The 25853-nt window shown below is 72.1% G+C and carries 30 protein-coding genes and 1 riboswitch; of the genes, 19 read left to right on the top strand and 11 right to left on the bottom strand.

The window, feature by feature from the left end:
- Positions 1–43: 43 nt before the first annotated feature.
- Positions 44–805: an SDR family NAD(P)-dependent oxidoreductase gene (locus ABTW72_RS17780; RefSeq protein WP_350860060.1), complete on the bottom strand. Its 762-nt coding sequence runs from the start codon at positions 803–805 to the stop codon at positions 44–46.
- 96 nt (positions 806–901) lie between these two features.
- Between ABTW72_RS17780 and ABTW72_RS17785 the strand changes: the two genes are divergently transcribed.
- The 8 genes from ABTW72_RS17785 to ABTW72_RS17820 all read left to right on the top strand — a co-directional run bounded on the left by ABTW72_RS17785 (position 902) and on the right by ABTW72_RS17820 (position 8402).
- Positions 902–1261, top strand: coding sequence for a histidine triad nucleotide-binding protein (locus ABTW72_RS17785; RefSeq protein ID WP_091409772.1), 360 nt, complete (start codon positions 902–904; stop codon positions 1259–1261).
- A gap of 76 nt (positions 1262–1337) precedes the next feature.
- Positions 1338–2738, top strand: coding sequence for a serine hydrolase domain-containing protein (locus ABTW72_RS17790; protein ID WP_350860062.1), 1401 nt, complete (start codon positions 1338–1340; stop codon positions 2736–2738).
- A gap of 130 nt (positions 2739–2868) precedes the next feature.
- Positions 2869–3927, top strand: coding sequence for a PhoH family protein (locus ABTW72_RS17795; RefSeq protein ID WP_238670385.1), 1059 nt, complete (start codon positions 2869–2871; stop codon positions 3925–3927).
- Between the two features lie 15 nt (positions 3928–3942).
- Positions 3943–4416 carry an rRNA maturation RNase YbeY gene (gene ybeY / locus ABTW72_RS17800; protein WP_030491788.1) on the top strand — a complete coding sequence of 158 codons (474 nt, stop codon included), beginning with the start codon at positions 3943–3945 and terminating at the stop codon, positions 4414–4416.
- Positions 4392–5816 carry a hemolysin family protein gene (locus ABTW72_RS17805; protein ID WP_350860482.1) on the top strand — a complete coding sequence of 475 codons (1425 nt, stop codon included), beginning with the start codon at positions 4392–4394 and terminating at the stop codon, positions 5814–5816. Before ybeY ends, ABTW72_RS17805 begins: the two co-directional genes overlap by 25 nt.
- A complete protein-coding gene (locus tag ABTW72_RS17810; protein WP_112619633.1) occupies positions 5809–6195 on the top strand; it encodes a cytidine deaminase-like protein in 387 nt (128 codons plus the stop codon). The genes ABTW72_RS17805 and ABTW72_RS17810 overlap by 8 nt, the downstream gene beginning before the upstream one ends.
- A 5-nt stretch (positions 6196–6200) precedes the next feature.
- A complete protein-coding gene (gene era, locus ABTW72_RS17815) occupies positions 6201–7097 on the top strand; it encodes a GTPase Era (RefSeq protein ID WP_091409997.1) in 897 nt (298 codons plus the stop codon).
- Between the two features lie 153 nt (positions 7098–7250).
- Entirely contained in the window at positions 7251–8402 is a 1152-nt protein-coding gene (locus ABTW72_RS17820) for an acyltransferase family protein (RefSeq protein WP_350860065.1), read from the top strand.
- On the opposite strand, the gene ABTW72_RS17825 is transcribed toward ABTW72_RS17820, so the two are convergent.
- Positions 8389–9198 carry a DUF4097 family beta strand repeat-containing protein gene (locus ABTW72_RS17825; protein WP_350860067.1) on the bottom strand — a complete coding sequence of 270 codons (810 nt, stop codon included), beginning with the start codon at positions 9196–9198 and terminating at the stop codon, positions 8389–8391. The two genes, ABTW72_RS17820 and ABTW72_RS17825, sit on opposite strands and share 14 nt — an antisense overlap.
- A gap of 102 nt (positions 9199–9300) precedes the next feature.
- On the opposite strand from ABTW72_RS17825, the gene recO reads away from it, so the two are divergent.
- The 5 genes from recO (at position 9301) to ABTW72_RS17850 (ending at position 12430) form a co-directional block, all read left to right on the top strand.
- Entirely contained in the window at positions 9301–10167 is an 867-nt protein-coding gene (gene recO / locus ABTW72_RS17830; RefSeq protein WP_091409749.1) for a DNA repair protein RecO, read from the top strand.
- A 4-nt stretch (positions 10168–10171) separates the two neighbouring features.
- Positions 10172–10984 carry an isoprenyl transferase gene (locus ABTW72_RS17835; protein ID WP_091409745.1) on the top strand — a complete coding sequence of 271 codons (813 nt, stop codon included), beginning with the start codon at positions 10172–10174 and terminating at the stop codon, positions 10982–10984.
- Between the two features lie 71 nt (positions 10985–11055).
- On the top strand, positions 11056–11241 hold the full coding sequence (locus tag ABTW72_RS17840; RefSeq protein WP_238660698.1) for a hypothetical protein: 186 nt from the start codon (positions 11056–11058) through the stop codon (positions 11239–11241).
- A 230-nt stretch (positions 11242–11471) separates the two neighbouring features.
- Positions 11472–11672, top strand: a complete 201-nt coding sequence (locus ABTW72_RS17845; RefSeq protein WP_225855276.1) for a thioredoxin reductase — start codon at positions 11472–11474, stop codon at positions 11670–11672.
- The gene (locus tag ABTW72_RS17850; RefSeq protein ID WP_112677214.1) at positions 11669–12430 is read left to right on the top strand and encodes a pirin family protein; all 762 of its coding nucleotides are present in this window, start codon (positions 11669–11671) and stop codon (positions 12428–12430) included. Before ABTW72_RS17845 ends, ABTW72_RS17850 begins: the two co-directional genes overlap by 4 nt.
- A gap of 181 nt (positions 12431–12611) precedes the next feature.
- On the opposite strand, the gene gnd is transcribed toward ABTW72_RS17850, so the two are convergent.
- Together gnd and ABTW72_RS17860 are read right to left on the bottom strand one after the other, a co-directional pair.
- Positions 12612–14054, bottom strand: a complete 1443-nt coding sequence (gene gnd, locus ABTW72_RS17855; RefSeq protein WP_350860070.1) for an NADP-dependent phosphogluconate dehydrogenase — start codon at positions 14052–14054, stop codon at positions 12612–12614.
- A 188-nt stretch (positions 14055–14242) separates the two neighbouring features.
- On the bottom strand, positions 14243–14539 hold the full coding sequence (locus ABTW72_RS17860) for a thiamine-binding protein (RefSeq protein WP_130403636.1): 297 nt from the start codon (positions 14537–14539) through the stop codon (positions 14243–14245).
- 291 nt (positions 14540–14830) lie between these two features.
- On the opposite strand from ABTW72_RS17860, the gene ABTW72_RS17865 reads away from it, so the two are divergent.
- Positions 14831–15274 (top strand): hypothetical protein, encoded by a 444-nt coding sequence (locus tag ABTW72_RS17865; protein ID WP_350860072.1) that lies wholly within the window; start codon positions 14831–14833, stop codon positions 15272–15274.
- A gap of 313 nt (positions 15275–15587) precedes the next feature.
- Here the strand turns inward: ABTW72_RS17865 and ABTW72_RS17870 are convergent, their stop codons facing one another.
- From ABTW72_RS17870 to ABTW72_RS17880, 3 genes are all read right to left on the bottom strand, one after another.
- Positions 15588–16388 carry an energy-coupling factor transporter transmembrane component T family protein gene (locus tag ABTW72_RS17870; RefSeq protein ID WP_350860074.1) on the bottom strand — a complete coding sequence of 267 codons (801 nt, stop codon included), beginning with the start codon at positions 16386–16388 and terminating at the stop codon, positions 15588–15590.
- The gene (locus tag ABTW72_RS17875) at positions 16385–17815 is read right to left on the bottom strand and encodes an ABC transporter ATP-binding protein (protein ID WP_350860076.1); all 1431 of its coding nucleotides are present in this window, start codon (positions 17813–17815) and stop codon (positions 16385–16387) included. The genes ABTW72_RS17870 and ABTW72_RS17875 overlap by 4 nt, the downstream gene beginning before the upstream one ends.
- Positions 17816–17932: 117 nt before the next feature.
- Positions 17933–18526 carry an ECF transporter S component gene (locus ABTW72_RS17880; protein WP_350860078.1) on the bottom strand — a complete coding sequence of 198 codons (594 nt, stop codon included), beginning with the start codon at positions 18524–18526 and terminating at the stop codon, positions 17933–17935.
- Positions 18527–18600: 74 nt separating this feature from the next.
- Positions 18601–18705: riboswitch (TPP riboswitch) on the bottom strand.
- 107 nt (positions 18706–18812) lie between these two features.
- On the opposite strand from ABTW72_RS17880, the gene ABTW72_RS17885 reads away from it, so the two are divergent.
- The 5 genes from ABTW72_RS17885 (at position 18813) to ABTW72_RS17905 (ending at position 23971) form a co-directional block, all read left to right on the top strand.
- Entirely contained in the window at positions 18813–19643 is an 831-nt protein-coding gene (locus ABTW72_RS17885) for an alpha/beta fold hydrolase (protein ID WP_350860080.1), read from the top strand.
- A gap of 29 nt (positions 19644–19672) precedes the next feature.
- Complete coding sequence (locus ABTW72_RS17890; protein WP_350860082.1) at positions 19673–20479, top strand: AAC(3) family N-acetyltransferase; 807 nt, start codon at positions 19673–19675, stop codon at positions 20477–20479.
- Positions 20476–21225, top strand: coding sequence for a sugar isomerase domain-containing protein (locus ABTW72_RS17895; protein ID WP_091409712.1), 750 nt, complete (start codon positions 20476–20478; stop codon positions 21223–21225). The genes ABTW72_RS17890 and ABTW72_RS17895 overlap by 4 nt, the downstream gene beginning before the upstream one ends.
- Positions 21226–21364: 139 nt before the next feature.
- Positions 21365–21868, top strand: a complete 504-nt coding sequence (locus tag ABTW72_RS17900; RefSeq protein ID WP_350860084.1) for a DUF6328 family protein — start codon at positions 21365–21367, stop codon at positions 21866–21868.
- A 105-nt stretch (positions 21869–21973) separates the two neighbouring features.
- Positions 21974–23971 carry an acyl-CoA dehydrogenase family protein gene (locus ABTW72_RS17905; RefSeq protein WP_350860086.1) on the top strand — a complete coding sequence of 666 codons (1998 nt, stop codon included), beginning with the start codon at positions 21974–21976 and terminating at the stop codon, positions 23969–23971.
- 44 nt (positions 23972–24015) lie between these two features.
- Here the strand turns inward: ABTW72_RS17905 and ABTW72_RS17910 are convergent, their stop codons facing one another.
- The 4 genes from ABTW72_RS17910 to ABTW72_RS17925 all read right to left on the bottom strand — a co-directional run bounded on the left by ABTW72_RS17910 (position 24016) and on the right by ABTW72_RS17925 (position 25847).
- Positions 24016–24183: a hypothetical protein gene (locus ABTW72_RS17910; RefSeq protein WP_167337361.1), complete on the bottom strand. Its 168-nt coding sequence runs from the start codon at positions 24181–24183 to the stop codon at positions 24016–24018.
- 281 nt (positions 24184–24464) lie between these two features.
- Positions 24465–25073: a hypothetical protein gene (locus ABTW72_RS17915; protein WP_350860088.1), complete on the bottom strand. Its 609-nt coding sequence runs from the start codon at positions 25071–25073 to the stop codon at positions 24465–24467.
- A 79-nt stretch (positions 25074–25152) separates the two neighbouring features.
- Positions 25153–25551: a Fur family transcriptional regulator gene (locus ABTW72_RS17920; protein ID WP_091409697.1), complete on the bottom strand. Its 399-nt coding sequence runs from the start codon at positions 25549–25551 to the stop codon at positions 25153–25155.
- Positions 25548–25847 (bottom strand): ArsR/SmtB family transcription factor, encoded by a 300-nt coding sequence (locus tag ABTW72_RS17925; protein WP_030338189.1) that lies wholly within the window; start codon positions 25845–25847, stop codon positions 25548–25550. Before ABTW72_RS17925 ends, ABTW72_RS17920 begins: the two co-directional genes overlap by 4 nt.
- Positions 25848–25853 lie beyond the last annotated feature (6 nt).

The raw sequence follows: 25853 nt of genomic DNA on the forward strand, positions 1-25853 counted from the left end.
CCAACCACCTCCCCGGCCGGGTGACCTGCCGGCGGCGTCGGCCTCAGCTGCGCAGGTAGGAGGCCCCGTTGAGGTCGACGATCGTGCCGGAGGCCCACTCGGCCTGCGGCGAGGCCAGCCAGTGCACGGCGGCGGCGATCTCCTCCGGTCGGCCCACCCGGTCGAACGGGCTCTGCGCCCGGATCGCCGCGCCCTCCGCACCGCGCAGGTACTCGGTGACCATGTCGGTCGCCACGAAGCCCGGCGCGACGGTGGCGACAGCGATGCCGTACGGCGCGAGCGCCACGGCGAGGGACTGGCCCAGCGCGTTCAGCCCCGCCTTGCTGGCCCCGTACGCCGGCTGGTGCGGCTCGCCACGGAACGCGCCACGGGACGAGACGTTGACGATCCGCCCGCCGCGTTCGCGCATGTGCTGCGCGGCGCACCAGATGGCGTTGCCGGCGCCGGTCAGGTTCGTCTCCAGCACCTGCCGCCAGCGCTGCTGCCACTCCTCGTACGAGGCGCCGAAGATCGGGTGCGGGTCGTCGCGGTCGCCGTACGTCCCGGCGTTGTTGACCAGCACGTCCAGCCCGCCGAGCAGTTCGGCGGCCTGGTCGACCATGACCCGGACCGCGTCCGGATCGGTGAGGTCGGCGCGGACCACCACGTGCCCGGTGCCGGGCAGTTGCGCGCGTAGTTCCTCGGCCGCGTCGGCGGAGTCGCGGTGGTGGATGGCCACCCGGTCGCCGCCGGCTGCGAACGCCTTCGCCACCGCGCGGCCGATCCCGCGCGAGGCCCCGGTCACGAGTACCGCTCGATCCGTCATGCCGGCCATCCTGCCTCAGCCGACCTTCGCTGCGAACAGCCGGCGGCGCATGCTGTGCCGGAGCACCCTCGGCCCGTTAGTCCTTACACTGCCCCGATGGGATCCGACTGCCTGTTCTGCCGCATCGTCGCCGGGGAGATCCCGGCCACCGTGGTCCGGGAGACCGACACCACGCTCGCCTTCCGCGACATCGGCCCGAAGGCGCCGGTGCACGTCCTGGTCATTCCGAAGGAGCACTACGCCGACGTCGCCACGCTCGCCCAGGGTGATCCGGCGCTGGCCGCCGACGTGCTGGCGACGTCCGCCGCCGTGGCCGAGGACGAGGGGCTGCTCGGCGACGGTTTCCGGCTGATGTTCAACACCGGCGCGTACGGCGGGCAGGAGGTCTTCCACGTGCACGCGCACCTGCTCGGCGGTGCGCCGCTCGGCCCGATGCTCGCCCGGGACCTGGCGTGAGCGAGCGCAGCGAGCGAACCAGCAGGCTCAGTGGCGTGGCGCATCGCGACGGCGCGCAGCGAAGCGGAGCGACGGCGTGAGCGAGCGCGCTCCCGCGCCGGACGGTCGCGGCAACGAGCACCTGGACCGGTTGGTCCGGCGGGTGCAGGCCGAGGCCCGCGTGCCCGCGGTGTCGGCGGCGCTGCACCGGGCCGACCGACCGCTCTGGAGCTGCACCGTCGGCGAGACCGGCACCGACAGCCCCCTGGACGCGGGCACCCAGTTCCGGATCGGCTCGATCACCAAGACGTTCACCGCGGTGCTGGTCCTGCAGTGCCGCGACGACGGGCTGCTGGACCTGGACGACCCGGTGGGCCGGCACCTGGACCTCCCGGCGCACGGCGAGCTGACCGTACGACGGTTGCTGTCGCACACCGGTGGCCTGCAACGCGAGCCGTTCGGCGACGTGTGGGACAGCCTGCGCGCACCGGACGACGACCAACTGGTCGCCGAGCTGGACCGGGCCGAGCGGGTGCTGCCGACCGGCCGGCGGTTCCACTACTCCAACCTGGGCGTGGCAGTACTCGGCCAACTCGTCGCCCGGCTCCGGGGCGGCGGCTGGGCGCAGGCGCTCACCGAGCGGATCCTGACGCCGCTGGGGCTGACCGACACCACGGTGACCCCCCGGCCGACGGCGGCCACCGGGTTCCTGGTCGACGCGTACTCCGACGAGGCGCACCCGGAACCGCCTACCGACTTCGGCGCGGTCGGCCCGGCCGCCCAGCTCTGGAGCACCGCTACCGACATGGCCCGCTGGGCTGCGTTCCTGGCCGACCCGGCGGCGCTGGACCCGGCCGGCGCGGTCCTCGCCCCGGCCACCCTGGACGAGATGCGCTGGCCGCTGACCACCACCGACGAGACGCTCTGGGGCGCGGGCTTCGGGCTCGGGCTGATCCTGATCCCGCAGGGGGAGCGGGTGATGCACGTGGGGCACGACGGGGCGATGCCCGGGTTCCTCGCCGGGGCGTACGGCCGCCGCGGCGGTGACGGCACGCCCGGCGCGATGGGCGCCGCGGTGCTCGGCTCGTCCGGCACGGCGACCGAACTGTTCGACCTGTCGCACCGGCTGCTCGCCGCGGCGGTCGAGCACGACCCGGCCGAGATCGAGCCCTGGCGACCCGGCGCACCCGCGCCGGCGGCCCTGCGGGGTGCGCTCGGCCGCTGGTGGGGCGAGGGCTCCGAGTACGTCTTCTCCTGGCACGACGGCACCCTGCGGGCGCGCGGGGTCGGTGACCCGACCGGACGCCCTCCGGCGATCTTCACCCCGCTGCCGGATCAGCCGGACGTGTTCCGGGTGGTCTCCGGTCGTGAGGTCGGTGAGCTGCTGCGGCTGACCCGGGACGAGGCAGGCGCGGTGGTCCGGATGCACTGGGCGACGTACCGGTTCACCCGCCACCAGGAGACCTTCGACCGGTACGACTTCCGGGCCGGGAGTTGATCGCGGCCAGCGGAAATGGGCGCGATGCGCCCCACGTTGAACCGATACGATGGGTGTAACGTCCGCACGCCAGGCCAGCAGGCCGGCGCCGAGATCGAGAGCAGGTGCGCAGGGCCCTTCGGCCCAACCTATGACCGGCACCCCACCTCCCGGCCCGCCCCGGGTGCAGACCAGGATCACCGTGCCCGACCCGAAGATCATGGTCAATCTGCTCGGCGCAGGCGACGAGATCCTCAGACTCGTCGAACGCTCGGTCACCAGTGACGTGCACGTTCGCGGCAACGAGATCACCATCACCGGTGACCCCGCGGACAACGCCCTCGCCGAGCGGGTCTTCAGCGAGCTCCTCGAACTCATCGAGAAAGGCGAGACCCTGACCACAGACGCCGTCAGGCGTACCGTCGGCATGCTCGAGCAGGGCAGCGCCGAGCGGCCCGCCGAAGTCCTGACACTCAACATCCTCTCCCGACGCGGGCGCACCATCCGTCCCAAGACCCTCGGGCAGAAGAAGTACGTCGACGCGATCGACACCCACACCATCGTCTTCGGCATCGGCCCGGCCGGCACCGGAAAGACCTACCTGGCGATGGCGAAGGCCGTCCAGGCGTTGCAGGCCAAGCAGGTCAACCGGATCATCCTCACCCGGCCGGCGGTCGAGGCGGGCGAGCGACTGGGCTTCCTGCCCGGCACGCTCAACGAGAAGATCGACCCGTACCTGCGCCCGCTCTACGACGCGCTGCACGACATGCTCGACCCGGAGACGATCCCGAAGCTGATGGCCGCCGGCACGATCGAGGTCGCACCCCTCGCCTACATGCGGGGTCGGACGCTCAACGACGCGTTCATCATCCTGGACGAGGCGCAGAACACGACGCCCGAGCAGATGAAGATGTTCCTCACCCGACTCGGCTTCAACTCCAAGATCGTCGTGACCGGTGACATCACCCAGGTGGACCTTCCCGGCGGGACGAGCAGCGGCCTGCGGGTGGTTCGGGAGATCCTGGAAAACGTCGATGACGTGCACTTCTCCCAGTTGTCCAGCTCCGACGTGGTCCGCCACCAGCTGGTCGGGGAGATCGTCGACGCGTACGCCCGCTGGGACGCCGAGCGGGAGAACCAGCAGGCGCAGGGCGTTCACGCCGTGCCTGGGCGACCCGCCCAGGGCGGCCGGGCCGGCCGCCGCCGCTAAAGCAGAGGAAAGCAGTTGTCCATCGAGATCGCCAACGAGTCCGGTGTCGACGTCGACACCGACGCCGTGCTCGCCGTCGCCCGGCACGCCCTCGACGAGATGGGGGTCAACCCCCTCGCCGAGCTGTCCGTGCTGCTGGTCGACATCGACTACATGACCGAGCTGAACCACCGCTGGATGGGTGGCGACGGCCCGACCGACGTGCTCGCCTTCCCCATGGACGAGGGCAGCGTCGACCACGGCCCGGGTGAGTCCGCACCGGCCGGCGGCGAGCCCGCCCTGCTCGGCGACATCGTGCTCTGCCCGGAGGTGGCGGCCAAGCAGGCCGCGACCGCCGGGCACGCACCGGCCGACGAGCTGCACCTGCTCACCGTGCACGGGGTGCTGCACCTGCTCGGCTACGACCACGCCGAGCCGGAGGAGGAGCGGGAGATGTTCGCACTCCAGGCTCGGCTGCTGGCGAGCTGGCGGTCGACCCGCACCCAGTGATGTCCACTTCTCCGTTACTCGCGGCCGGCGCCACCGCCGGCCTTCCCGACTTTCAGCTGATCGTCTTCGCGGCCGGTCTGGTGGTGCTGGCCGGCCTGATCGCGATGACCGAGGCGGCCCTCGCCGCGGTCTCACCGGCCCGAGCCGCCGAGCTGGCCCGCGACGGTGTGCGCGGCGCCCGTACCCTCCAGGTCGTGGCCGGCGACGTCGTCCGGCACCTCAACCTGCTCCTGCTGTTGCGGCTGCTCGCCGAGCTGACCGCCACCACACTGGTGGCGCTCGTGGCGGTGGACAGCTTCGGCGCCGGCTGGCGGGCTGCGCTGGTGACCGCCGGCGCGATGACAGTGGTCAGCTTCGTGGTGGTGGGCGTCGCCCCACGCACCATCGGCCGGCAGCACGCCTACGCCGTGGGCCGTGCGGTGGCGCCGCTGGTCCGCTGGCTGGGCCGGGCGCTCAACCCGCTCGCGTCGCTGCTGATCCTGATCGGCAACGCGGTCACCCCGGGGCGCGGCTTCCGGGAAGGTCCGTTCGCCACCCAGGTGGAGCTGCGGGAGCTGGTCGACCTGGCCGAGCAGCGCGGCGTTGTCGAGCACGGCGAACGCCAGATGATCCACTCCGTCTTCGCGCTCGGCGACACCATCGCCCGTGAGGTGATGGTGCCGCGTACCGAGATGGTGTGGATCGAGGAGGGCAAGACGCTCGCGCAGGCGCTGGCGCTCTTCCTGCGCTCCGGTTTCTCCCGCATCCCGGTGATCGGCGAGAGCGTCGACGACGTGCTGGGGGTGCTCTACCTCAAGGACCTGATCCGGCGCTCCCGCGGCGGAGACCCGAGGGCCGAGCAGTTGCCGGTGGCCGAGCTGATGCGCCCGGCGACCTTCGTCCCGGAGTCCAAGCCGGTCGACGACCTGCTGTCCGAGATGCAGGCGGCCCGCAACCACCTGGTCATCGTGGTCGACGAGTACGGCGGCACCGGCGGTCTGGTCACCATCGAGGACATCCTCGAGGAGATCGTCGGTGAGATCACCGACGAGTACGATGTCGAGCGCCCGCCCGTCGAACGTCTCGCGGACTCCTCGGTGCGGGTGACCGCTCGCCTGCCGGTGGAGAATCTCGGCGAGATGTTCGACACCGACCTGCCCACCGACGAGGTGGAGACGGTCGGCGGTCTGCTCGCCCAGTCGCTGGGGCGGGTGCCGATCCCGGGTGCCGAGGCCGAGGTCGCCGGTCTCCGTCTGATCGCCGAGGGCACCACCGGCCGGCGCAACCGGATCGACACCGTCCTGGTCAGTCGGGTGGAGCCGGGCGATGAGCAGGACACCGCGGGGCGCGGCGAGCACGCCGGCCCCGGGGACGACACGGACAACTATCGAGACGACGAGAGGCAACCCGCCGATGCCTGACACACCCGCCGCGCCTGCCGCCCGGCCCACCCCCACCGCGTCGGGCGCGCTGAGCGCCGAGGACGGCAAGCTCGTCGTCCTGGCCCGGGGAGCCCGCGCGCGGGTCGGTGCCGTGGAGGGCGCCGCGGTCCGCGACCAGGACGGCCGGACGTACGCGGCGGCCAGTGTCGCGCTGCCGTCGCTGACGCTCACCGCGTTGCAGTTGGCGGTCGCTTCGGCCGTGGCGGCCGGGGCGAGTCGGCTGGAGGCGGCGGTGGTGGTGACCGAGGCGTCGACGCTGGATGGTGCCGGGCACGCGGCGGTACGGGACCTTGCGGCGGACGCGCCGGTCCACGTGGCCGCTCCGGACGGCACGGTCCTCGGCACGGTGACCCAGTGAGCCCGGTGCAGGATCCGGAGGCGCGTCCGTACCGGGCCGGGTTCGGCTGCTTCGTCGGTCGCCCCAACGCCGGCAAGTCGACGCTGACCAACGCCATCGTCGGCACCAAGATCGCCATCACCTCGAACAAGCCGCAGACCACCCGGCACGTCATCCGGGCGGTGCTGCACCGACCGGAGTCGCAGCTGGTCCTCGTCGACACGCCGGGCCTGCACCGCCCGCGTACGCTGCTCGGCGAACGTCTCAACGACCTGGTCCGGTCCACCTGGACCGAGGTCGACGTGATCGGCCTGTGCATCCCGGCGGACGAGCCGGTCGGGCGCGGTGACCGGTTCATCACCGGCGAGTTGGCCGAGTTGAAGGCGACCGTGCTGGCGGTGGTCACCAAGACCGACCTGGTGGACAAGCGTCGCCTGGCGGAGCAGCTGCTGGCGGTCAGCAAGATGGGCGAGTTCGCCGAGATCGTGCCGGTGAGCGCGGTGTCCGGGCACCAGGTGGACACCCTCGTCGACGTGATGACCAAGTACCTGCCGCCGTCGCCGCAGCTCTACCCGGACGACATGCTCACCGACGACCCCGAGCAGGTGCTGGTCGCCGAGCTGATCCGCGAGGCCGCCCTGGAGGGGGTCCGCGACGAGCTGCCGCACTCCATCGCCGTGGTGGTGGAGGAGATGATCCCCGAGGGTCAGGTCATGAAGATCTACGCCGACCTGTACGTGGAGCGGCCCAGCCAGAAGGCCATCGTGCTCGGGCACAAGGCGAGTCGGCTCAAGGAGGTCGGCACCAACGCCCGCAAGCAGATCGAGGAGCTGCTCGGCGGTCGGGTCTACCTCGACCTGCACGTGCGGGTCGCTAAGGATTGGCAGCGCGACCCGAGGCAACTGCGCAAGCTGGGCTTCTGACCCACCTCGTCGGCGGTGCCCGGCCGGCGGCACGATCGCCTTCGGTCGGGCAGCCGGGGATGTTCACGCTCGGTTGAGGTGGCGGTCGTTTGGTGCGCGCGCCACGCAGGGTAGGAAAGCTGTGCCCCCGCGTCCCCGACCGAGTGCAGGCTGATGCGCAACAGGTACCTCGACATCCTCCGTGCCCTGGCCATCGTTCGAGTGGTGGTCTACCACGTCACCGGATGGGCGACCCTCACCCTCGTCTTCCCTGCCATGTCGGTGATGTTCGCGCTGGCAGGCTCGCTGATGGCCGCGTCGCTGACCCGGGCCGGAGCGGCGGCGGTCGGGCGTCGGCTGCGTCGACTGCTGCCGTCGCTGTGGGTGCTCGCGGTGGTCTTCGTGCCGGCCATGCTGTTCAGCGGGTTGTCGGTGAGCCCTCGGGTGCTGCTGTGGCTGTTCCCGATTGCCGACCCGCCGGCCAACAACTGGGGCGCGCTGGCGCTGAGCATCATCTGGTACCTGCGTGACTATCTCTGGTTCGTGCTCGCCTCGCCGGTCGCGTTCTGGCTGTTCCGGCGTGCCCCGCTGATGACCCTGCTCGCCCCGTACCTCCTGCTGGTGACGATCGAGGTGGGGATCTACCCGGCGCCGCCGGTGCTGCGCGAGTTCGGGCTCTACTTCGGCGCGTGGCTGCTCGGCTTCGCCCACCACACCGGGATGCTGCGCCGACTCTCCGGCCGGCTGCTGTACCCGGTGGCGCTCGCCCTCGCCGTGGGCGGCGGCGCCTGGATCGTCGAGCATCCCGGTCCGCGCGGGTACGACCTGAACGACAACCCCCTGGGCAACGCCCTCTGGTCGGCCGCGTTCATTCTGATCGTGCTGGGCCGGGCGCCGGCCGGGGTGGCCTGGCTGAGCCGGAGCCGACTGGCCGACCGGGCGGTGACAGTGCTCAACCGGCGGGCGCTCACCGTCTACCTCTGGCACATGCCGTTCGTGGTGGCGCTCACTCCACTGGTCGACGTGGTGGGCTGGTCCCACCAAGACCCGGTGGGCCTGGCCATCCGGGTACTGCTGGTCTTCGCCCTGGTCGGGCTGGTCACCCTGGCCGTCGGTTGGGTCGAGGACGTCGCCGCCCGTCGCCGCCCGGAGCTGATCCCCGGTGGCCCGGCGCAGTCCGCCGACGCGGCGATCCGGCCGGGTGCCGAGGGTGCGGCCCGGTCGGGTGCCGAAGCGGCGGGCGGTGCCGGGGCGACCGTCGGACGAGCGGTGCCGGCGCAGCGGACGGCCGCGGAGGCCGCCAGCGTCGAGATCAACGCTCGCTGATCGTGAGGTTGCCGCTGTTGGCCGAACCGTCGAGCACCAGGGACGCCGCCGGGTTGTCGGCGACGGTCACGGTCTTGTCGCCGGAGTCGGCGCTGGACCGGACCCGGTAGGCGCCCTCCGGCACCACCAGCGTGACGTCACCACTGGAGGCGTGGACCCGGGCCGAGGCGGGCTTGTCCAGCTCCACGTTGACATTGCCCGAGCTGGCCTCGGCGTCGACAGTGCCGCCCAGCCGGCGTGCGGTGATGTCTCCGGAAGAGGCGCGCAGTCGTACCGCTGCGGCGGCCTCGCTCACCTCGATGTTGCCGGAACGGGCCTCCACCCCGACCGCGCCCGACGCGCCGGAGATCCGCACGTCGCCCGAGCTCACCTGTAGCTCGACGGCGCCGACCCGGCTCAACTCGACGTTGCCGGAGCTGGTCTCGCCCTGCACCGCCACACCCTCGGGCACCGTCACCTCGTAGGAGATGCTGCACCGCGAGCCACAGTCGGTGTCCAGCACCAGCTCGCTGCCCTTGATCTCGTAGCGGGTGTTGTCCGGTTCACCGCCCTGGTAGCGAACCACTCGCTTGATCCGTACCTCGGACGCCGGGCCGGTGCCGCGGACCACCACGTCGCCCGACCCCCCGGAGACCCGGACCGTGGTGATCCGGACCGCCTCGGTGTTGTCGTAGTCGAGCCGACGGAACGACAGGTTGTCGCACCCGGCGAGCACGATGAGGGTGGTGGCGAGCCCTAGCGCGACGGGAGCGGCGACGCGACGACGGCGGGGGGTGGTGGTCAGGTGCAGTGCCATGACCAGCACGCTACGACCGAGCACGAGGTGGCCGCATCGGGGTTCATCCGCGCTTGCACCCCGAACCAACCCTGATTTCACACCCCGAGGGAGAATGGCCCGATGGCCGGGTACCGCCGACAGCTCTACCGCGACGACGCGGTGGTGCTGCGTGTGCAGAAGCTCGGCGAGTCCGACCGGATCATCACCCTGCTCACCCGCCGGCACGGCCGGCTGCGCGCGGTGGCTCGAGGGATCCGCCGCACCACCAGCAAGTTCGGTGCCCGGCTGGAGCCGTTCGGCCACGTCGACCTCCAGCTCGCCGGTGACCCGAAGGGCAACCACGGCAGTTCTCTGCACACCGTGAGCCAGGTCGAGGGCATCGACCTGTACGGCAAACGGTTCCTGGGCGACTATCCGCGCTACACGGCGGCCAGCGCGATCGCCGAGACCGCCGAGCGGCTGACCCCGGTGGAACGGGAGCCGTCGCTGCGGCTGTTCCAGCTCACCATCGGCGCGTTGAAGGCGCTGTCCCGGGGCGAGCACGCCACCACCCTGGTGCTCGACGCGTACCTGCTGCGCGGGATGTCCCTGGCCGGCTGGGCGCCGGCGCTGGTCGCCTGCGCGGTCTGCGGCACGCCCGGGCGGCACCGGGCGTTCTCGGTTCCGGCCGGCGGCGCGGTCTGTCCGGATTGTCGGCCACCCGGGGCGGCTCATCCCGCCCCGGCCACCATCGATCTGATGTCCGCGCTGACCTCCGGCGACTGGGTGATCGCCGACGCCACCGACGCCGCCGTACGTCGGGAGTGCAGTGGGCTGGTCGCGGCTCACCTGCAGTGGCACCTGGAGCGCGCGCTACGCTCGCTGCCGCTGGTCGACCGGGGTTCCTCGGCGGCTGGCACGGCTCCGCCGCCGGAGGGCACCGGGGCCGTGGTGCTCCGGCCACGTGGCGACGTCGAGGCCGGGGCGGACGGCGCGAACAGGGAGTGACCGAGTGATCCGATCGAAGAAGGCCGGCCGGCGCGAGCCGACGCCGCCGGTGCCACACCCGTCCGGGGCCCGCCCCCCGGCGCTGCCCACCGAGGCGGTGCCGAAGCACGTGGCGGTGGTGATGGACGGCAACGGCCGCTGGGCCAAGGACCGCGGGCTGCCCCGCACCAAGGGGCACGAGGCGGGGGAGCACAGCCTCTTCGACACCATCGAAGGTGCCATCGAGATGGGCATCCCGTACCTGTCGGCGTACGCGTTCTCCACCGAGAACTGGCGGCGCTCGCCCGACGAGGTCCGCTTCCTGATGGGGTTCAACCGGGACGTGATCCGTCGCCGCCGGGACCAGTTGGTCGACCTGGGCGTACGGGTGGTGTGGTCGGGCCGGCCCGGTCGGCTGTGGAAGAGCGTTATCTCCGAGTTGCAGACCGCCGAGGAGATGTCCCGCGACAACTCGACGCTGACCCTGCAGTTCTGCGTCAACTACGGCGGGCAGGCCGAGATCGGTGACGCCGCCGCCGCGATCGCGCGGGACGTGGCGGCCGGCCGGCTGGATCCGGCGAAGGTCACCGAGAAGACCGTGGCGAAGTACCTCTACCACCCGGAGATCCCGGAGGTGGACCTGTTCCTGCGCCCTTCCGGGGAGGAGCGGATCTCCAACTTCCTGCTCTGGCAGACCGCGTACGCCGAGTTGGTCTTCCTGGACACGCTCTGGCCCGACTTCGACCGCCGCCACCTCTGGTACGCGTGCGAGTTGTACGCCCAGCGGGACCGACGCTTCGGCGGCGCGCTGCCCAACCCGGTCGCCCCGGTTATCTGAGCCGACGCGCTTACCCGCACGTCACTCTGGGTATCAGAGACGTCAGAAGCCACTGACGGAGGTGAACCCACATGATCCAGAAGCGCATTGCCCAGTGGGCGGTGATGGCGATCGCGGTGCCGCTGGCCGCGGCCGGCGCCCGCCGGCTCAGCCACACCCTGGAGGCCCGGCGTGGTCCCTCCGGGGCGACCCGGTTGCTGACCAAGGGTGCGGACCTGATGCGTCCGCAGAAGGCCAAGCGCCGCCGCTTCTTCTGACCGATCCCCAGCTGTCCCAGCGCCGCCCGCACCCCTCGTGTGGGCGGCGTTGGCGCATCCCCCACGGTGCCGGGGGCCTGGGCAGGCACGACGGCGACCATCAGGCTTGGCACCGAGCGGGGGTGGTGCGCTCGTTTCGGGGTCCTGCGCAAGGGTGGCGGGTAGGGTCCGAAGGTGGTGGGACGACGGCGGTTGGGGGGCAGATGCGTGATCTCCGCTTTAAGATGATCATGGCGTTGAACGCCGCCGACCTGGGCGACCCGATCTGCGAGCAGGTGGCCGAGATCTGTGCCGAGATCGCCGAGCAGCACTGCGCCGAGTTCGGCCACACACCGCAGCTGCGCACCGGTGAGATCGCCGAACTGGCCACCGGCGAGCCGGCCCTGACCTGGGCGCCGTCGACCCCCGACGCCGGGCAGCGTGCCTGGTGACCGCGCCCGCGCCCGCGGTCGACATCCGTCGTGCCGATGATCGCTTCGCCACCCGGATCTCCTGGCTGGACTCCAAGCACTCCTTCTCGTTCTCCCGGCACTACGACCCTGCCAACACCCACCACGGTCTGCTGCTGGTCAACAACGACGACGTGGTCCGACCGGGGGCCGGCTTCGAGACCCACCCGCACCAGGACATGGAGATCGTGACCTGGGTGCTGCGCGGTTCCCTGGTGCACCAGGACTCCACCGGGCACTCCGGGGTGATCTACCCGGGTCTGGCCCAGCGGATGAGCGCCGGCACCGGCATCCTGCACTCGGAGAAGAACGACGCGTGGCGGCTCAACAACCAGGAGCCGCACACCGACCCGGTGCACTTCGTGCAGATGTGGGTGCTCCCCGACGAGCAGGGCGTCGACCCCGGCTACGAGCAACTGGAGATCGAGGACGAGCTGCTCCGCGGGGGCCTGGTGCCGATCGCCTCCGGGATGGACCGCTACGACGGCGCGTCCGCGATCCGGATCCGCAACCGGTACGCGACACTGCACGCCGCCCGCCTCGCCCCCGGCGACGAGGTCACCATCCCGGACGCGCCCTACGTGCACCTCTACGTGCCCAACGGGACGGTGACCCTGGAGGGCAGCGGCCCGCTCGGCAGCGGCGACGCCGCCCGGCTCACCATGACCGGTGGCCGGCGGGTGACCGCCGACGAACCGGCCGAGATCCTGGTCTGGGAGATGCACGCCACGGTCGCGTGAGCGTCACCCGCGCGGGAGGCGCCGCCGCGCCCCCATGATCACGCTCGAACATGGATGTAGTGGCCTCCACGACGACGGAGGCCACTACATCATGGATCCAGCACGATCTTGCCGGGCGCCGGAGGCGCGGGGGCGCGGGGGCGCGGGGGCGCGGGGGCCGGGGGCGCGGGTGCCGCGCCGGTTAGGCCGGGGACTCGGTGCGGTCGCCGGCCCAGGTGGTGTGGAACGAGCCCTCGCGGTCCACCCGCTGGTAGGTGTGCGCGCCGAAGTTGTCCCGCAGACCCTGGATCAGCGCGGCGGGCAGCCGCTCCGCGCGCAACGCGTCGAAGTACGCCAGCGACGACGAGAACGCGGGCGTCGGCACACCGGCGCGGGTCGCGTCGGCCACCACCCGCCGCCAGCTCGGCACGCCAGCGCTGACCGCCTCGGCGAAGTACGGCGCCACCAGCAGCGTCGGCAGGTCGGGCTGCTCGTCGTACGCCTCACGGATCCGGTTGAGGAAGCGGGCCCGGATGATGCAGCCGCCCCGCCAGATCGTCGCGGTGCCGCCCAGGTCGATGTCCCAGTTGTATTCCTGGCTGCCCGCCCGGATGTGGTCGAAGCCCTGCGCGTACGCGACGATCTTGGAAGCGAGCAGCGCCCGTCGGACGTCCTCGACGAAGGTCTCCCGATCGGTCACCTGCCACTTCTCACCCGCGTCGGGGAACGCCCGACGGGCCGCCTCGCGCTGGTCGACGTGCCCGGACAGCGAGCGGGCGAAGGTCGCCTCGGCGATCCCGGTGATCGGAATGCCCAGGTCCAGGGCGCTCTGCACGGTCCACCGACCGGTGCCCTTCTGCTCGGCCCGGTCCTGCACGATGTCCACGAACGACCGGCCGGTCGCCGCGTCGGTGTGCGCGAGCACGTCCGCGGTGATCTCGATGAGGAACGACTCCAGCTCGCCGTTGTTCCACTCCCGGAAGATCTCCGCGATCTCGGCCGGCGTCGCGTCCAGGCCGGCCCGGAGCAGGTCGTACGCCTCGGCGATGAGCTGCATGTCGGCGTACTCGATGCCGTTGTGCACCATCTTGACGAAGTGCCCGGCGCCGTCCGGCCCGACGTGCGTGCAGCACGGCACGCCGTCCACCTGGGCGGCGATCTTCTCGAACATCGGCCCGAGCTTCGCGTACGACTCGGTGGAGCCGCCCGGCATGATGCTCGGCCCGCGCAGCGCGCCCTCCTCGCCGCCGGAGACGCCGGTGCCGCTGAAGTGCAGCCCCTGCGCTCGCAGCGCCTCCTCGCGGCGACGGGTGTCGGCGAAGTGGGCGTTGCCGCAGTCGACGATGATGTCGCCCTCGTCGAGCAGCGGCACCAACTCGTCGATCACCGCGTCGGTGGGCGCACCGGCCTTCACCATGACGATGACCGCGCGGGGTCGTTCCAGTGACGCCACGAAATCGGCCATCGTCTCGCCCGGCAGGAACGTGCCCTCGTCGCCGTGCTCGGCGACCAGGCTGCGGGTGCGCTCCGGCGAGCGGTTGTGCACTGCCACAGTGAAGCCGTTGCGGGCCAGGTTGCGGGCCACGTTGCGACCCATCACCGCCAGCCCGGTCACACCGATTTGTGCCCTCGCCTGATCAGCCATTCGTGCCGCCACCTCTCGTCACACCACTATCAGCGTTTGGAAACTTACCGTGATGTGAGCCGATACGGACCAGTGATGGACGTCCCGTTACTGCACGTGATGTGGACGTTGCCGATGGCGGCTCGGGCTCATTTCGGTGGTCGGTGTGCCCGCGCGGGGAAAGTTGTCGTCATTTCGCGCCGCGCGCGTCAGCCTTCGGCGAGACGAGCCTCGATACGGGCGATCTTCCCGGTCAGCGCGTCGGTGACCCCGGGCCGGATGTCGGCCTTGAGCACCACACTCACCCGGGGCGCCTGCGCGGCGACCACGTCGACAGCTCGCTTCACCACCGCCATCACCTCGTCCCACTCGCCCTCGACAGTGGTGAACATGGCATCGGTCCGGTTGGGCAGGCCGGACGCACGGACCACCCGCACCGCCTCGGCGACCAGGTCACCCACGGAGTCGTCACCGCCGAGCGGGGTGATCGAGAACGCGATCAGCATGTGCCGATCGTGCCAGTAAAAACGGATGCGCGTCGGTCCGGCGGTGGCTACGGTACGAACATGCGTAACTGACGCCCCACTTCCGAGCCGGCCCGCCGTCCCGCGTCGCGGTCCGTGCGCTCCCGGGCGTCCCGCATCCCCTCCCCGCCGTTCGGCGGCGATGGCCCTGCCTGGCCCCGGTGAGCAAGTCCCTTCCCCACTCGACCGTCGCGCAACGGCGGTCACCAGCCGATCCGACCGACCGCCGCAGCGCGGGACCGGCCGTGCCGGTCGGCAATGAAGGAGGCCCGGATGCCTGCCAGGCGTAACCCGAAGAAGACCCGTACCCCGAGAGCGACGCCGCTCGGCGTCGACCCGGCGGCCGGCCACGGCCCGCTCCCAACCACCCTCCCCGCCCTCGACCTCGCGGTCGAACCGGCCCTGCCGGCGGCGCTGGTGGAACCGGCGGCGCTGGCCGAGCCGGCGCTGTTGGCGGTGCTCGCCGAGCCGGCGCTGCCAGCGGCCGTCCTGGACGAGGTGGCGATGCCGGTCGACGTGCCGACAGCGGTCGATGTTCCGGCGGTCGTCGACGTGCCGGCGGTCGTCGATGCGCCGACGATGCGAGATCTGCCGAAGCCGACCGGGCGACCGAAGGCACCGACGGCCGGCCCGCCCCAGGGTGGCGGCAACCGCTCCGGCGGCGGCCGCGGCCAGCAAGCCGGCCAGGCCCGCCGCTACGCCTTCCGCCGCAGCTGACCGAGCCACCGCACCCCGCCCTACCCAGCCCAGCCCGCCGGGCTGGCCCGACCCAGCCCAGCCCCGCCCGGCGATCTTGCACTTTCTGTTGTCGCATCACCGGCATAACGGGATGAATCAACGACAGAAACCGCAAGATCGGCGGGGCGACGCGTGGTGGGCGCTGGGTGGTGACAGCTACATCAGGGATGTAGTGGCCTCCGCCGCCAACGAGGCCACTACATCCCTGATGTTGTGCGGATCTTGCCGGCGGGCGGCGGGCGGCGGGCGGCGGCGGGCGGCGGGCAGCGGACAGGCGGCGGGCGGGGCCGACTCAGCTGATCAGGGGGCGGAAGGTGCCCAGGAGGACGCTCGTGGTCAGGGCGGCCGCGGCGAGGACGACGGCGCCAGCGATGAGGAGGACGTCGGCGCGGGTGAAGTGCTGCTGGCGGGCGACGGTACGGGGTGTGCCGGCGTCGAAGCCACGGGCGTCCATCGCCACCGCCAGCCGGGTGCCTCGGCGGATCGCCCCCACCAGCAACGCGAACGCGGTGGAGGCGAAGAGCCGCAGCTTCGCCACTGGGTTGCGTCCCGCGTCGACGCCCCGCGCGCGTCGAGCCATGCTGATCATCTGCCACTCCTGACCGAGCAGCGGCACCAGCCGGAACGCGGCCAGCGCCCCGATGGCGAACCGGGCCGGCGCCTTCGCGTTCTGGATCAACGCGTCGGCCAGGTCGGTGGGGTCGGTGGTCGCGAAGACGATCACACCGGGCAGGGCCACCGCGAACACCCGCAGCACCAGGCCGAGCGCGGTGAGCAGGACGCCGGTGCTCACCAGCGCCGGTCCCGCGTCCAGCAGGACCCGGCCGGACCGGTCGGCCGCGAACAGCACCAGGGTGACCAGGATGCCGGCGGCACTGAGCAGCAGCGGCCAGGCCCGGCGGGCCAGCACCCGGTAGCGGATACCGAACAGCGGCAGGACGGCCAGTTCGAGGGCGATGGCGATCGCCGGGGCCACCGGGTCCAGGGTCGCCAGCAGGGTGAACGAGAAGACGAGTGCGGCGGCGACCTTCGCCACCGGGTTACGGCGGGCCAACGGCGCGTCCGGCGCGGCGACCGGCTCGATGCTGATCATCGGTGGTCGTCCGGGGCGCGGTGCAGGGTGACGGTGCGGTCGGCGAGCGCGGCGACGAAGTCCGCGTCGTGCGTGACCGTGACGACGCCGTGCCCGGCGTCGCGCAGGTCGGCGAAGAGGTCGACCAGCTCCCGCCAGGTCCGCCGGTCCTGGCCGAAGGTGGGTTCGTCGCAGATCAGCAGGCGTGGCGCGGTGGCCAGGGCGGTCGCCACGCTCAGCCGCCGCGCCTCGCCACCCGAGAGGGTGTACGGGTTGGCGGCGGCGAGCCGGGCCAGCCGCAGCCGGTCCAGCAGCCCGGCCACGGTCTCCTTGACGGCCGCCTCGGGTTGACCGGTGCGGCGCGGGCCCAGCGCCAGCTCGTCGAAGACCGTGCTGGTGACGAACTGGTGCTCCGGATCCTGGAAGACCGACCCGATCCGTCGGGCCAGTGCGGGCGCCCGCCACCGGTGTGGGGGAGTGCGGTGGTCCGCGCCGGCCAACTCGGCGGACGCGGTGACCCGCCCGTTGCCCGGCCGGAGCAGACCGCCGAGCAGCAACGCCAGGGTGGACTTGCCGGCGCCGTTCGGTCCGCGTACGGCGAGCGCTTCACCGGCGCGTACCGCGAGGTCGGTGGAGCCCAGCCGCGGCGGCAGGCCGAGCCGGTCGGCGGTGAGCAACAGGTCGCCGGGGCCGGCGGTGGCCGCCCGGGGCGCGATGGGGTGACCGGGCACCCAGACACCCTCGGCGGCCAGGGCGGCACCGTGGGCGGCGAAGACCGCCTCGGGTGTGCCGTCCGCGCGGACGCCGCCGCCCGGTTCCAGGACGACCACCCGGTCGACCAGTGGCAGTGCCTCGGCGACCCGGTGCTCGACCAGGATGAGGGTGGTGTCGGCGTCCAGCGCGCCGGCCACCGCGTGCCGGACCAGGTCGGCTCCGGCCGGGTCGAGGTTGGCGGTCGGCTCGTCGAGCAGCAACAGGGCGGGGCGCAGGGCCAGCGCGCCGGCCAGGGCGAGGCGTTGCTGCTCGCCGCCGGAGAGCGCCGCGGTGTGGCGGTCCCGGGAGTACGGGAAGCCGACCCGGTGCAGCGCCTCGTCCACCCGGGGCCAGATCTCGTCGGCCGGCACTCCCCGGTTCTCCAGCCCGAACGCGACGTCGTCGCCGCAGCGCGCCATCACCAGTTGGGTCTCCGGGTCCTGGAAGACGATGCCGACCCGTTCCCGTCCCTTGCGCGGGTCGAGCCCGTCGATCTCGACGGTGCCCTCCTGCTCGCCGGAGTCCTCGGGGAGCAGCCCGGCCAACGCGCTGAGCACTGTGCTCTTGCCCGCCCCGGAGGGTCCGAGAAGCAGAACCCGCTCCCCAGCCTCGACCCGCAGATCAACCCCCCGAACGGCCCAGGCGCGCCGCCCAGCGTGCCGCCACCCGAACCCCCGCAGCAGTACCCCGCCCACCAAACCCACCCCCTCCCGCCCACCGCGCCCCCGCCCGCTGCGGTTGATCAAGAGGTTGCGTCAGGAAATCGCCTTCCGTTGACGCAAACCTCTTGATCAACCCGAGTTGGTGAGGGGTTAGATCAGGGCTCGGTTGCGGCCTGCGGGGAAGCGGTCCAGGACGCCGGTGTTGGCCAGGGCGTTCGTCAGCAGCCAGCCGCCCAGGCCGGCGATCACTGTGGCGCTGACGATGGTGAGCAGCGCGTACGGGATGCGGTAGTCGGTCAGCGCGTAGTCGACGTTCCAGACGAAGAAGTCGAACAGGGCGGCGCTGAGGCCGGTCAGCGCGCCGGCGAACACCGCGGTCGGCAGCCGGAACGACCGGTACCGGAAGGCGGCGAAGGCCAGCTCGGCGCCGATGCCCTGCACGATGCCCTGCGGGATCACCGTGCCGGCCCACTGGCTGCCCAGCAGCGCGGACAGGACCGCGGCCACGGTCTCGCAGTAGAGCGCGGCGCCGGGCTTGCGGATGACCAGCCCGCCGATCACCGCCGGCATCAGCCAGACACCGTAGAGCAGTGTCTGCGCCGGCGGGAAGAAGGCGAACGCGCCCTCGGTGGCGCTCCAGACCAGGCCCCAGGCCCAGAAGATGACGCCGAAGGCTACCGCGATCACCGAGGCGACCACGATGTCGATGGTGCGCCAACGGTGTGTGTCGGTGGTGGATTCCATGTGTTGCTCCCAGTTCGTGAGTGCGAACCAGGAGAAGACGCACGCCGCGTCCGGTGGCACCGGACTGCGGCGCGGCTGGAGGTCGACCGAACTCCCTGCGCTGGCATTACCCAGATCAGGTTCGAGGGTCTGCGGGCGTGCCCGCACTCTCAGCGCTGTGCGCTCCCCTGTCGGATATGAAGTTGTCTCGCTGACGCTAACACCGACCACGGTCGCGGGCCCAGCAGGGCATCCGCCTGACCTGCGGGAGCGACCGGCCGACCGCCGGCTGGGTACGCTTCCGATCATGCGGGTTGACGCGCGAGGCTTCACGTTCGAGGTGACCGTCGGCGGTCCGACGGACGGCGTACCCGTCCTGCTGCTGCACGGTTTCCCTCAGCACAGCGGCGAGTGGGACGACGTGGCGCCGGCGCTGCACGCGGGTGGGCTGCGCACGTACGCGCTGGACCAGCGCGGTTACTCACCCGGCGCCCGGCCCACGGCGGTGGCCGACTACCGGATCCCCGAACTCGTCACCGACGTGGTGGCGGTGCTCGACGCGCTCGGGCTGGACGCCGTGCACCTGGTCGGCCACGACTGGGGCGCGATCGTGGCCTGGGCGGTTGCCGCCCGCCACCCCGAGCGGGTGCACACGCTGACCGCGGTGTCCGTACCGCATCCGGCGGCCATGGCGCACGCCCTGAGCACCGACGCCCAACAGAAGGCCCGCTCGTCGTACATCGCGCTGTTCCGCAAGCCCGACAAGGCGGAGAAGGTGCTGCTGGCGTGGCACGCCACCGCGCTGCGCAAGCTGCTCGGCGGGGTGGGCGACACGTCCCGGGTGAACCGGTACGCCGACCCGATGCGCGAGCCGGGTGCGCTCACGGCCGCGCTGAACTGGTACCGGGCGATGTCCCGCGCCGACCTGGCCGCCGTCGGCCCGGTCGCGGTGCCCACCACGTACGTCTGGAGTGACCGGGACGTCGCCATCGGCCGCACCGCCGCCGAGGCGTGCGCGCCGAACGTCACCGGGGACTACCGCTTCGTGCAGCTGCCCGGGGTCAGTCACTGGATCCCGGACGCGGCACCGGCCCCGCTCGCCGAGGCGATCCTGGCCCGAGCCGGCGGAACGGCCTGATCCGTGCGGTTCCGCGAGGGAGAGCCATCGTGACGACGGACGCCAGCGGGCCGGGCAGCCGTCGCTCGATCGCCGCGCAGCTGCGCGTGCTGGGCGTACGCCCGGGAGCGACGATGCTGGTGCACGCCTCGCTGCGTCCGCTGGGCTTCGTCAGCGGCGGGCCGCACGCGGTGGTGCTCGCCCTGCGCGACGCGCTCGGCCCGGACGGCACGATCGTCGTGCCCACCCACACGCCCGACAACAGCGACCCCGCGCAGTGGCGCAACCCGCCGGTGCCGGCGGGCTGGTGGCCGCTGATCCGCTCGGAGATGCCGGGCTTCGACCCGGCGGTCACGCCGAGCCGTTTCATGGGTGTGCTCGCCGAGACGGTCCGCGGCTGGCCCGGCGCGCTGCGCAGCTCCCATCCGCACGTGTCGTTCGCCGCCCTCGGTCCGGCCGCCGAGCAGGTGGTGGCCGGGCACACCCTGGCCGACATGCTCGGCGAGGGCTCCCCACTGGCCCGCCTCTACGACCTCGACGCCGACGTGTTGCTGCTCGGCGTGGACCACTCGGTGAGCACCTCGCTGCACCTGGCTGAATACCGCCGCCCCGGCTCGCCCCGGGAGCGGCTCGGTGCTGCCGTGCGTACCGCCGACGGTGGTCGGGAATGGGTGTGGTGGCAGGACGTACGACTCGACGCGGACGACTTCGCCGCGTTGGGCGGGGACCTGGAGGCCACCGGAGCGGTACGCACCGCGCCGGTCGGCACCGGGACCGGCAGGTTGATGCGCCAGCGCGCGGCGGTCGACTTCGCGGTGCGCTGGCTGGCTCGTAATCGAACGACGGAGGACGTATGACGGTGAGTGCCGAGGACTACCTGGCCGTGGTGACCGAGACGATCGGCCGGGTGGCCGCCAGTCAGCGGGAGGCGGTGGGGCGGGCCGCCGACCTGATCGCCGAGGCCGTCCGAGCCGACGGCGTGGTGCACGCGTTCGGCACCGGGCACTCGGAGGCCCTCGCCATGGAGATCGCCGGACGGGCGGGCGGTCTGGTGCCCACCAACCGGATCGCGCTACGCGACCTGGTGCTGCTCGGCGGCGAACCGGCCGACCGGCTGGGCCCGCTGCTGGAACGGGACCCGGCCGTCGCGCACCGCCTCTACGAGCTGGCCCCGGTACGCCCCACCGACGTCTTCGTGCTCGCCTCGAACTCCGGGGTCAACGGCGCGATGGTGGAGTTCGCCACGCTGGTGAAGGAGCACGGTCACGGGTTGGTGGCGATCACCTCGGCGCGGCACTCCGGCCGGATGGCCTCCCGGCACCCGTCCGGGCGCAAGCTGAGCGACCTCGCCGACGTGGTGCTCGACAACGGCGCGCCGTACGGCGACGCGACGCTGCCCCTGCCCGGCGGCGGCGCGGTCGGCGCGGTCTCCTCGATCACCGCGGCGCTGCTGGCGCAGCAGGTGACCGTGGAGGTGGTGGCGCGGTTGCTGGCGGCGGGGGAGCGGCCCCCGGTCTACCTGTCGGCGAACATCCCGGACGGCGACGCGCACAACAACGAGCTGGAAGCTCGGTACGCGGGCCGGATCCGGCGGGGCTCCTGACACGGTGCTGGCGGCCGAGATGCGTCGCCGAGATGAACGGCAGATGTCGTGAACCTGTTTCGCGCTCGGCCGGGTGGGGCATTGGCGTTGCTGCCGGCGGCCGGGACCGCCGGCAGTAGCGTCTCACCGGAGGTAGCGCGTGTCCAAGGAGACCGACAAGCAGCGTTGGCAGCGCAACTTCGCCGACCTGCTCCAGGAGTTGCGGGTCGCACAGACCGGTGTGCAGATCCTCTTCGCCTTCCTGCTCACCCTGCCGTTCAGCAACGGGTTCACCGAGACCACAGAGTTCCAGCGGGACGTCTACATCGTGGCGTTGCTCGCGGCGGCAGCCGCCACCGCGCTGATCATCTCGCCGGTGGCGTTCCACCGGGCGCTGTTCCGGCAGGGGCGCAAGCCGGAGCTGGTCCGCTTCGCGCACCGGATGGCCACCGGCGGTCTCGCCTTCATGCTGATCGCGATGGTCAGCGCGGTGCTGCTGATCACCGACTTCGTGTTGGACCGGCCGATCGCCTTCGTGCTCAGCGCCCTGGCCGGAATCTGGTTCCTCGCGTTCTGGGTGATCCTGCCGTTCGCGCGACGCAACTGGGGTGAGGACGACATCGACGACGATGACGACGACCCGGACGCGATCGCCGGTCGCTGATCGCGCAGATCTCCACGCAGCGCTACCCCTGGGTAACAACCGGGGGTAGCGTGGCGGGTAGTCGCGCACGTCGACGCAGCCGCACCGAGGTTCGAGGGGGCAGCCGTGACCACGACGCAGGACGGCCGACCGGCACCGGACGGCCCCGACTCCGAAACCACCGCCGGTGCCGCCGCGCCGCTGCCAGCGGAAGCCGGGCAGGTCACCGAGAAGGAGGCCCGGCAGGTCGCCGAGGCCGCCCGGCAGTCCACCTGGGACCGGCCCAGCTTCGGCAAGGAGCTGTTCCTCGGCCGGTTCCGGCTCGACCTGATCGACCCGTGGCCCCGATCCGATCCGGACGACGTGGCTCGCGCGGAGGAGTTCCTTGGCCGGTTCCGCGCCTTCCTGACCTCCGAGGTGGATGGGGAGGCCATCGAGCGGGACGCGTCGATACCCGACTCGGTGTTCCACGGCCTGGCCGACCTCGGCGCGTTCGGCATGAAGATCGACCGCAAGTACGGCGGGCTCGGGCTGAGCAACCTGCACTACTGCCGGGCGCTCATGCTGGCCGGCTCGGTCAGCCCGGCCATCGGCGCGCTCCTGTCGGCGCACCAGTCGATCGGAGTGCCGCAGCCACTGAAGATGTTCGGCACCGCCGAGCAGAAGCAACGCTTCCTGCCCCGGCTCGCCGCCGGCGAGGTGTCCGCGTTCCTGCTCACCGAGCCCGACGTCGGCTCCGACCCGGCCCGGCTGGCCACCATCGCCGAGCCGACCGAGGACGGCACCGGTTACCGGCTCAACGGGGTGAAGCTCTGGGCCACCAACGGCATCGTGGCCACCCTGCTGGTGGTGATGGCCCGGGTGCCGGCCACCGAGGGCCGTCGGGGCGGCATCACCGCGTTCGTGGTGGACGGCGACAGCCCCGGCATCACCGTCGAGCGGCGCAACGAGTTCATCGGCCTGCGCGGCCTGGAGAACAGCCTGACCCGGTTCCACGACGTGATCGTCCCCGCCGAGAACGTCATCGGCGGCGAGGGCAAGGGGCTGAAGATCGCCCTGACCACTCTGAACACCGGCCGGCTCTCACTGCCGGCCATGTGCGTGGGCGCCGGCAAGTGGGCGTTGAACGTGGCCCGGGGGTGGGCCGCCGACCGGGTCCAGTGGGGACGGCCGGTGGGAGAGCACGAGGCGGTCGCGCAGAAGCTCTCCTTCATCGCCGCCACCACGTACGGCATGGAGACGATGCTCGACCTCTGCTGCCTGCTCGCCGACGACGACCGCAACGACATCCGGATCGAGGCGGCACTGGTCAAGCTGTACGCCAGCGAGATGGCCTGGAAGATCGCCGACGAGCTGATCCAGATCCGGGGTGGGCGCGGCTACGAGACGGCCGACTCACTGGCCGCCCGCGGCGAACGCCCGGCCGCCGTCGAGCAGATGCTGCGCGACCTGCGGATCAACCGGATCTTCGAGGGCTCCACCGAGATCATGCACCTGCTGATCGCGCGGGAGGCGGTCGACGCCCACCTGTCGGTGGCCGGCGACATCATCGACCCGGACGCGGGGCTGGGCCGCAAGGCCCGAGCCGGCGCGCGAGCGGGCGCCTTCTACGCGAAGTGGCTGCCCACCCTCGCCGTCGGTCGGGGGCAGAGCCCGTCGGCGTACGCCGAGTTCGGCCCGCTCGCCGCGCACCTGCGCCAGGTGGAGCGTTCGTCGCGCAAGCTGGCCCGGTCGACGTTCTACGCGATGTCCCGCTGGCAGGGAAAGATGGAGCGTAAGCAGGCGTTCCTCGGCCGGGTGGTGGACATCGGCGCCGAGTTGTTCGCGATGTCCGCGGTCTGCGTCCGGGCCTCCGCCGAACGGGACAGCCGTCCGGAGAACGTCGAGCTGGCCGACCTGTTCTGCCGGCAGGCGCGGGTGCGGGTGGACGCCCTGTTCGCCGCACTCTGGGACAACACCGACTCGGTCGACACCGCCGCCGCGAAGCGCATCCTCGCCGGCCGCTACGCGGGCCTGGAGGAGGGCGTGCTCACCCCGTCCGAGGAACTGCCCTGGGTGGCCCGCTGGTCACCCGGCCCGTCCACCGCCGAGGACGTCCGCCGCCGCATCCCCCCAAAGCCGTAAACCGCGCCGCGCGGGCTCGCGGTCGCGCGGGCTGGCGGTGTTGCTCAGCGGGAGACCGCCCAGGCCAGGACTCCCGCCAGGATCAGACCGTTGAGCCCGGCCAGGGCCAGGTACGCCGCAGGTGGGATCTTCTTGCCCCGGCGGACGAAGGAGACCAGGACGGCGGCGTAGCCGAGCAGCAGGACGGCGATGACGACGAGGAAGTAGAACACCCGACGACTTTAACGACACCATCGTCGGCCTGGACCCGCGCCCGGCGCAACGGCAGTTCGTCAATCCACCCTGCCTTGCCGATCACCGAGTTGTGGTGGGTGACAAAGCACCCGCCGAACGTCAAGTCAGGCACCACAACTCCTTGATCGACAGGGCCGCACGGTCCCTGCTCGGCGATCTTGCACTTGCTGTCCCGACACAAGGGGTATCCCACCCATACCGACAACCGAAACTGCAAGATCGGCGCGGGGGACCGGGGCAGGGCAGGAGGTACGAGGTTTTAGCGGCCCCGGCTGCGTAGGCCGAGTTGGCGCAGCTCCAAGGCGGCCAGGGCGTCGACGGTCGCGTCGTCGCCGCGCCGCCACGCCTCGGCGACGTCCGGACCGATCCGCGTCAGCTTGCCCAGTGGCTGGGTGGCCAGCGCGCGCAGGGCGAGCAGGTCCCGGCCGGCTGGCCCGGCGGCCAGCTTCGTCGCCGATCCGGCCCGGCGCATCCAACGGACCCGCAGCGGCAGCCAGCCGAACAGCACGATGCCGAGCGGGAAGATCAGCACCGCGATGGCGAGGGCCAGGGCGAGCTGGTCGACCAGGTGCTGCTGGTCGCGCCCGGCGTCGGCGAGCGAGCGGGCGGCGTCGGCGGCGCGCTGGAACGGTGCGGTGAGTTCGTCGCCGACCAGTGGCACCCGGCCGACCTTGCTGCCGGCGTCGCCCAGGTTGTCGGCGAGCCCACTGCCGGCGCCCTCCAACTTCTGCCCCGGCACGGCGAGCTTCTGCACCAGGTCGTGCAGCCACAGCGCGCCGCGGATCGCCGCGTACACCCAGGCGACGACGAGCAGGTCGGTGAGCAACTGACGGGCGGCGGTCGGAAACCGATCGGCATAGATCTTCACGCCGGCCAGCGTGCCACGAACACCTCGCCCGGTGTAGCCGTGAAGTGAGCCCGGATCGCGATCGACCGGGCGGTGGTGGTCAGCGCGGGCAGGTCGGGCAGGTGCCGAAGATCTCCAGGGTGTGGCTGACGTCGGCGTAGCCGTGCTGCGCGGCGACCCGATCGGCCCAGCTCTCCACGGCCGGGCCGGCCACCTCGACCGTACGCCCGCACACCCGGCAGACCAGGTGGTGGTGGTGCCCCTCGCTGCACCGGCGGTAGAGGTGCTCGCCGCCCGGCGGACGCATCACGTCGATCTCACCGGCGTCGGCGAGCCCCTGGAGGGTGCGGTAGACGGTGGTCAGGCCGACCCGCTCGCCGCGCTGCCGCAGCATCGCGTGCAGGTCCTGCGCGCTGTGGAAGCCCTCCATCTCGCCCAGCAGCGCGCTCACCGCCGAACGCTGCCGGGTGTTGCGCACCGCGGCGCTGCTCTCGCTCATGATCCCTCCCCGGCGTGGCTGACCGCGTCCGCCACGATGTGCGCGACGTGCTCGTCGACCAGGCTGTAGGCGATCTCCCGGCCTCGGCGGGAGCCGCGCACCACGCCCGCTCCGCGCAACACCCGCAGGTGCTGGGAGACCAGTGGTTGCGCCGCGCCGAGCTTCTCCACCAACTCGTGCACGCACCGCTCGCCGCCGGCCAGCTCACTGACGATGGCCAGCCGAATGGGAGCGGACAGGGCGCGGAGCAGCTCGCTGGCCCCGTCGAACCCGTCGTAACCCGTCGCGCTGGTCATCCTGCA

It is taken from the genome of Micromonospora sp. NPDC127501 (assembly GCF_040302185.1).
Taxonomy (GTDB): domain Bacteria; phylum Actinomycetota; class Actinomycetes; order Mycobacteriales; family Micromonosporaceae; genus Micromonospora.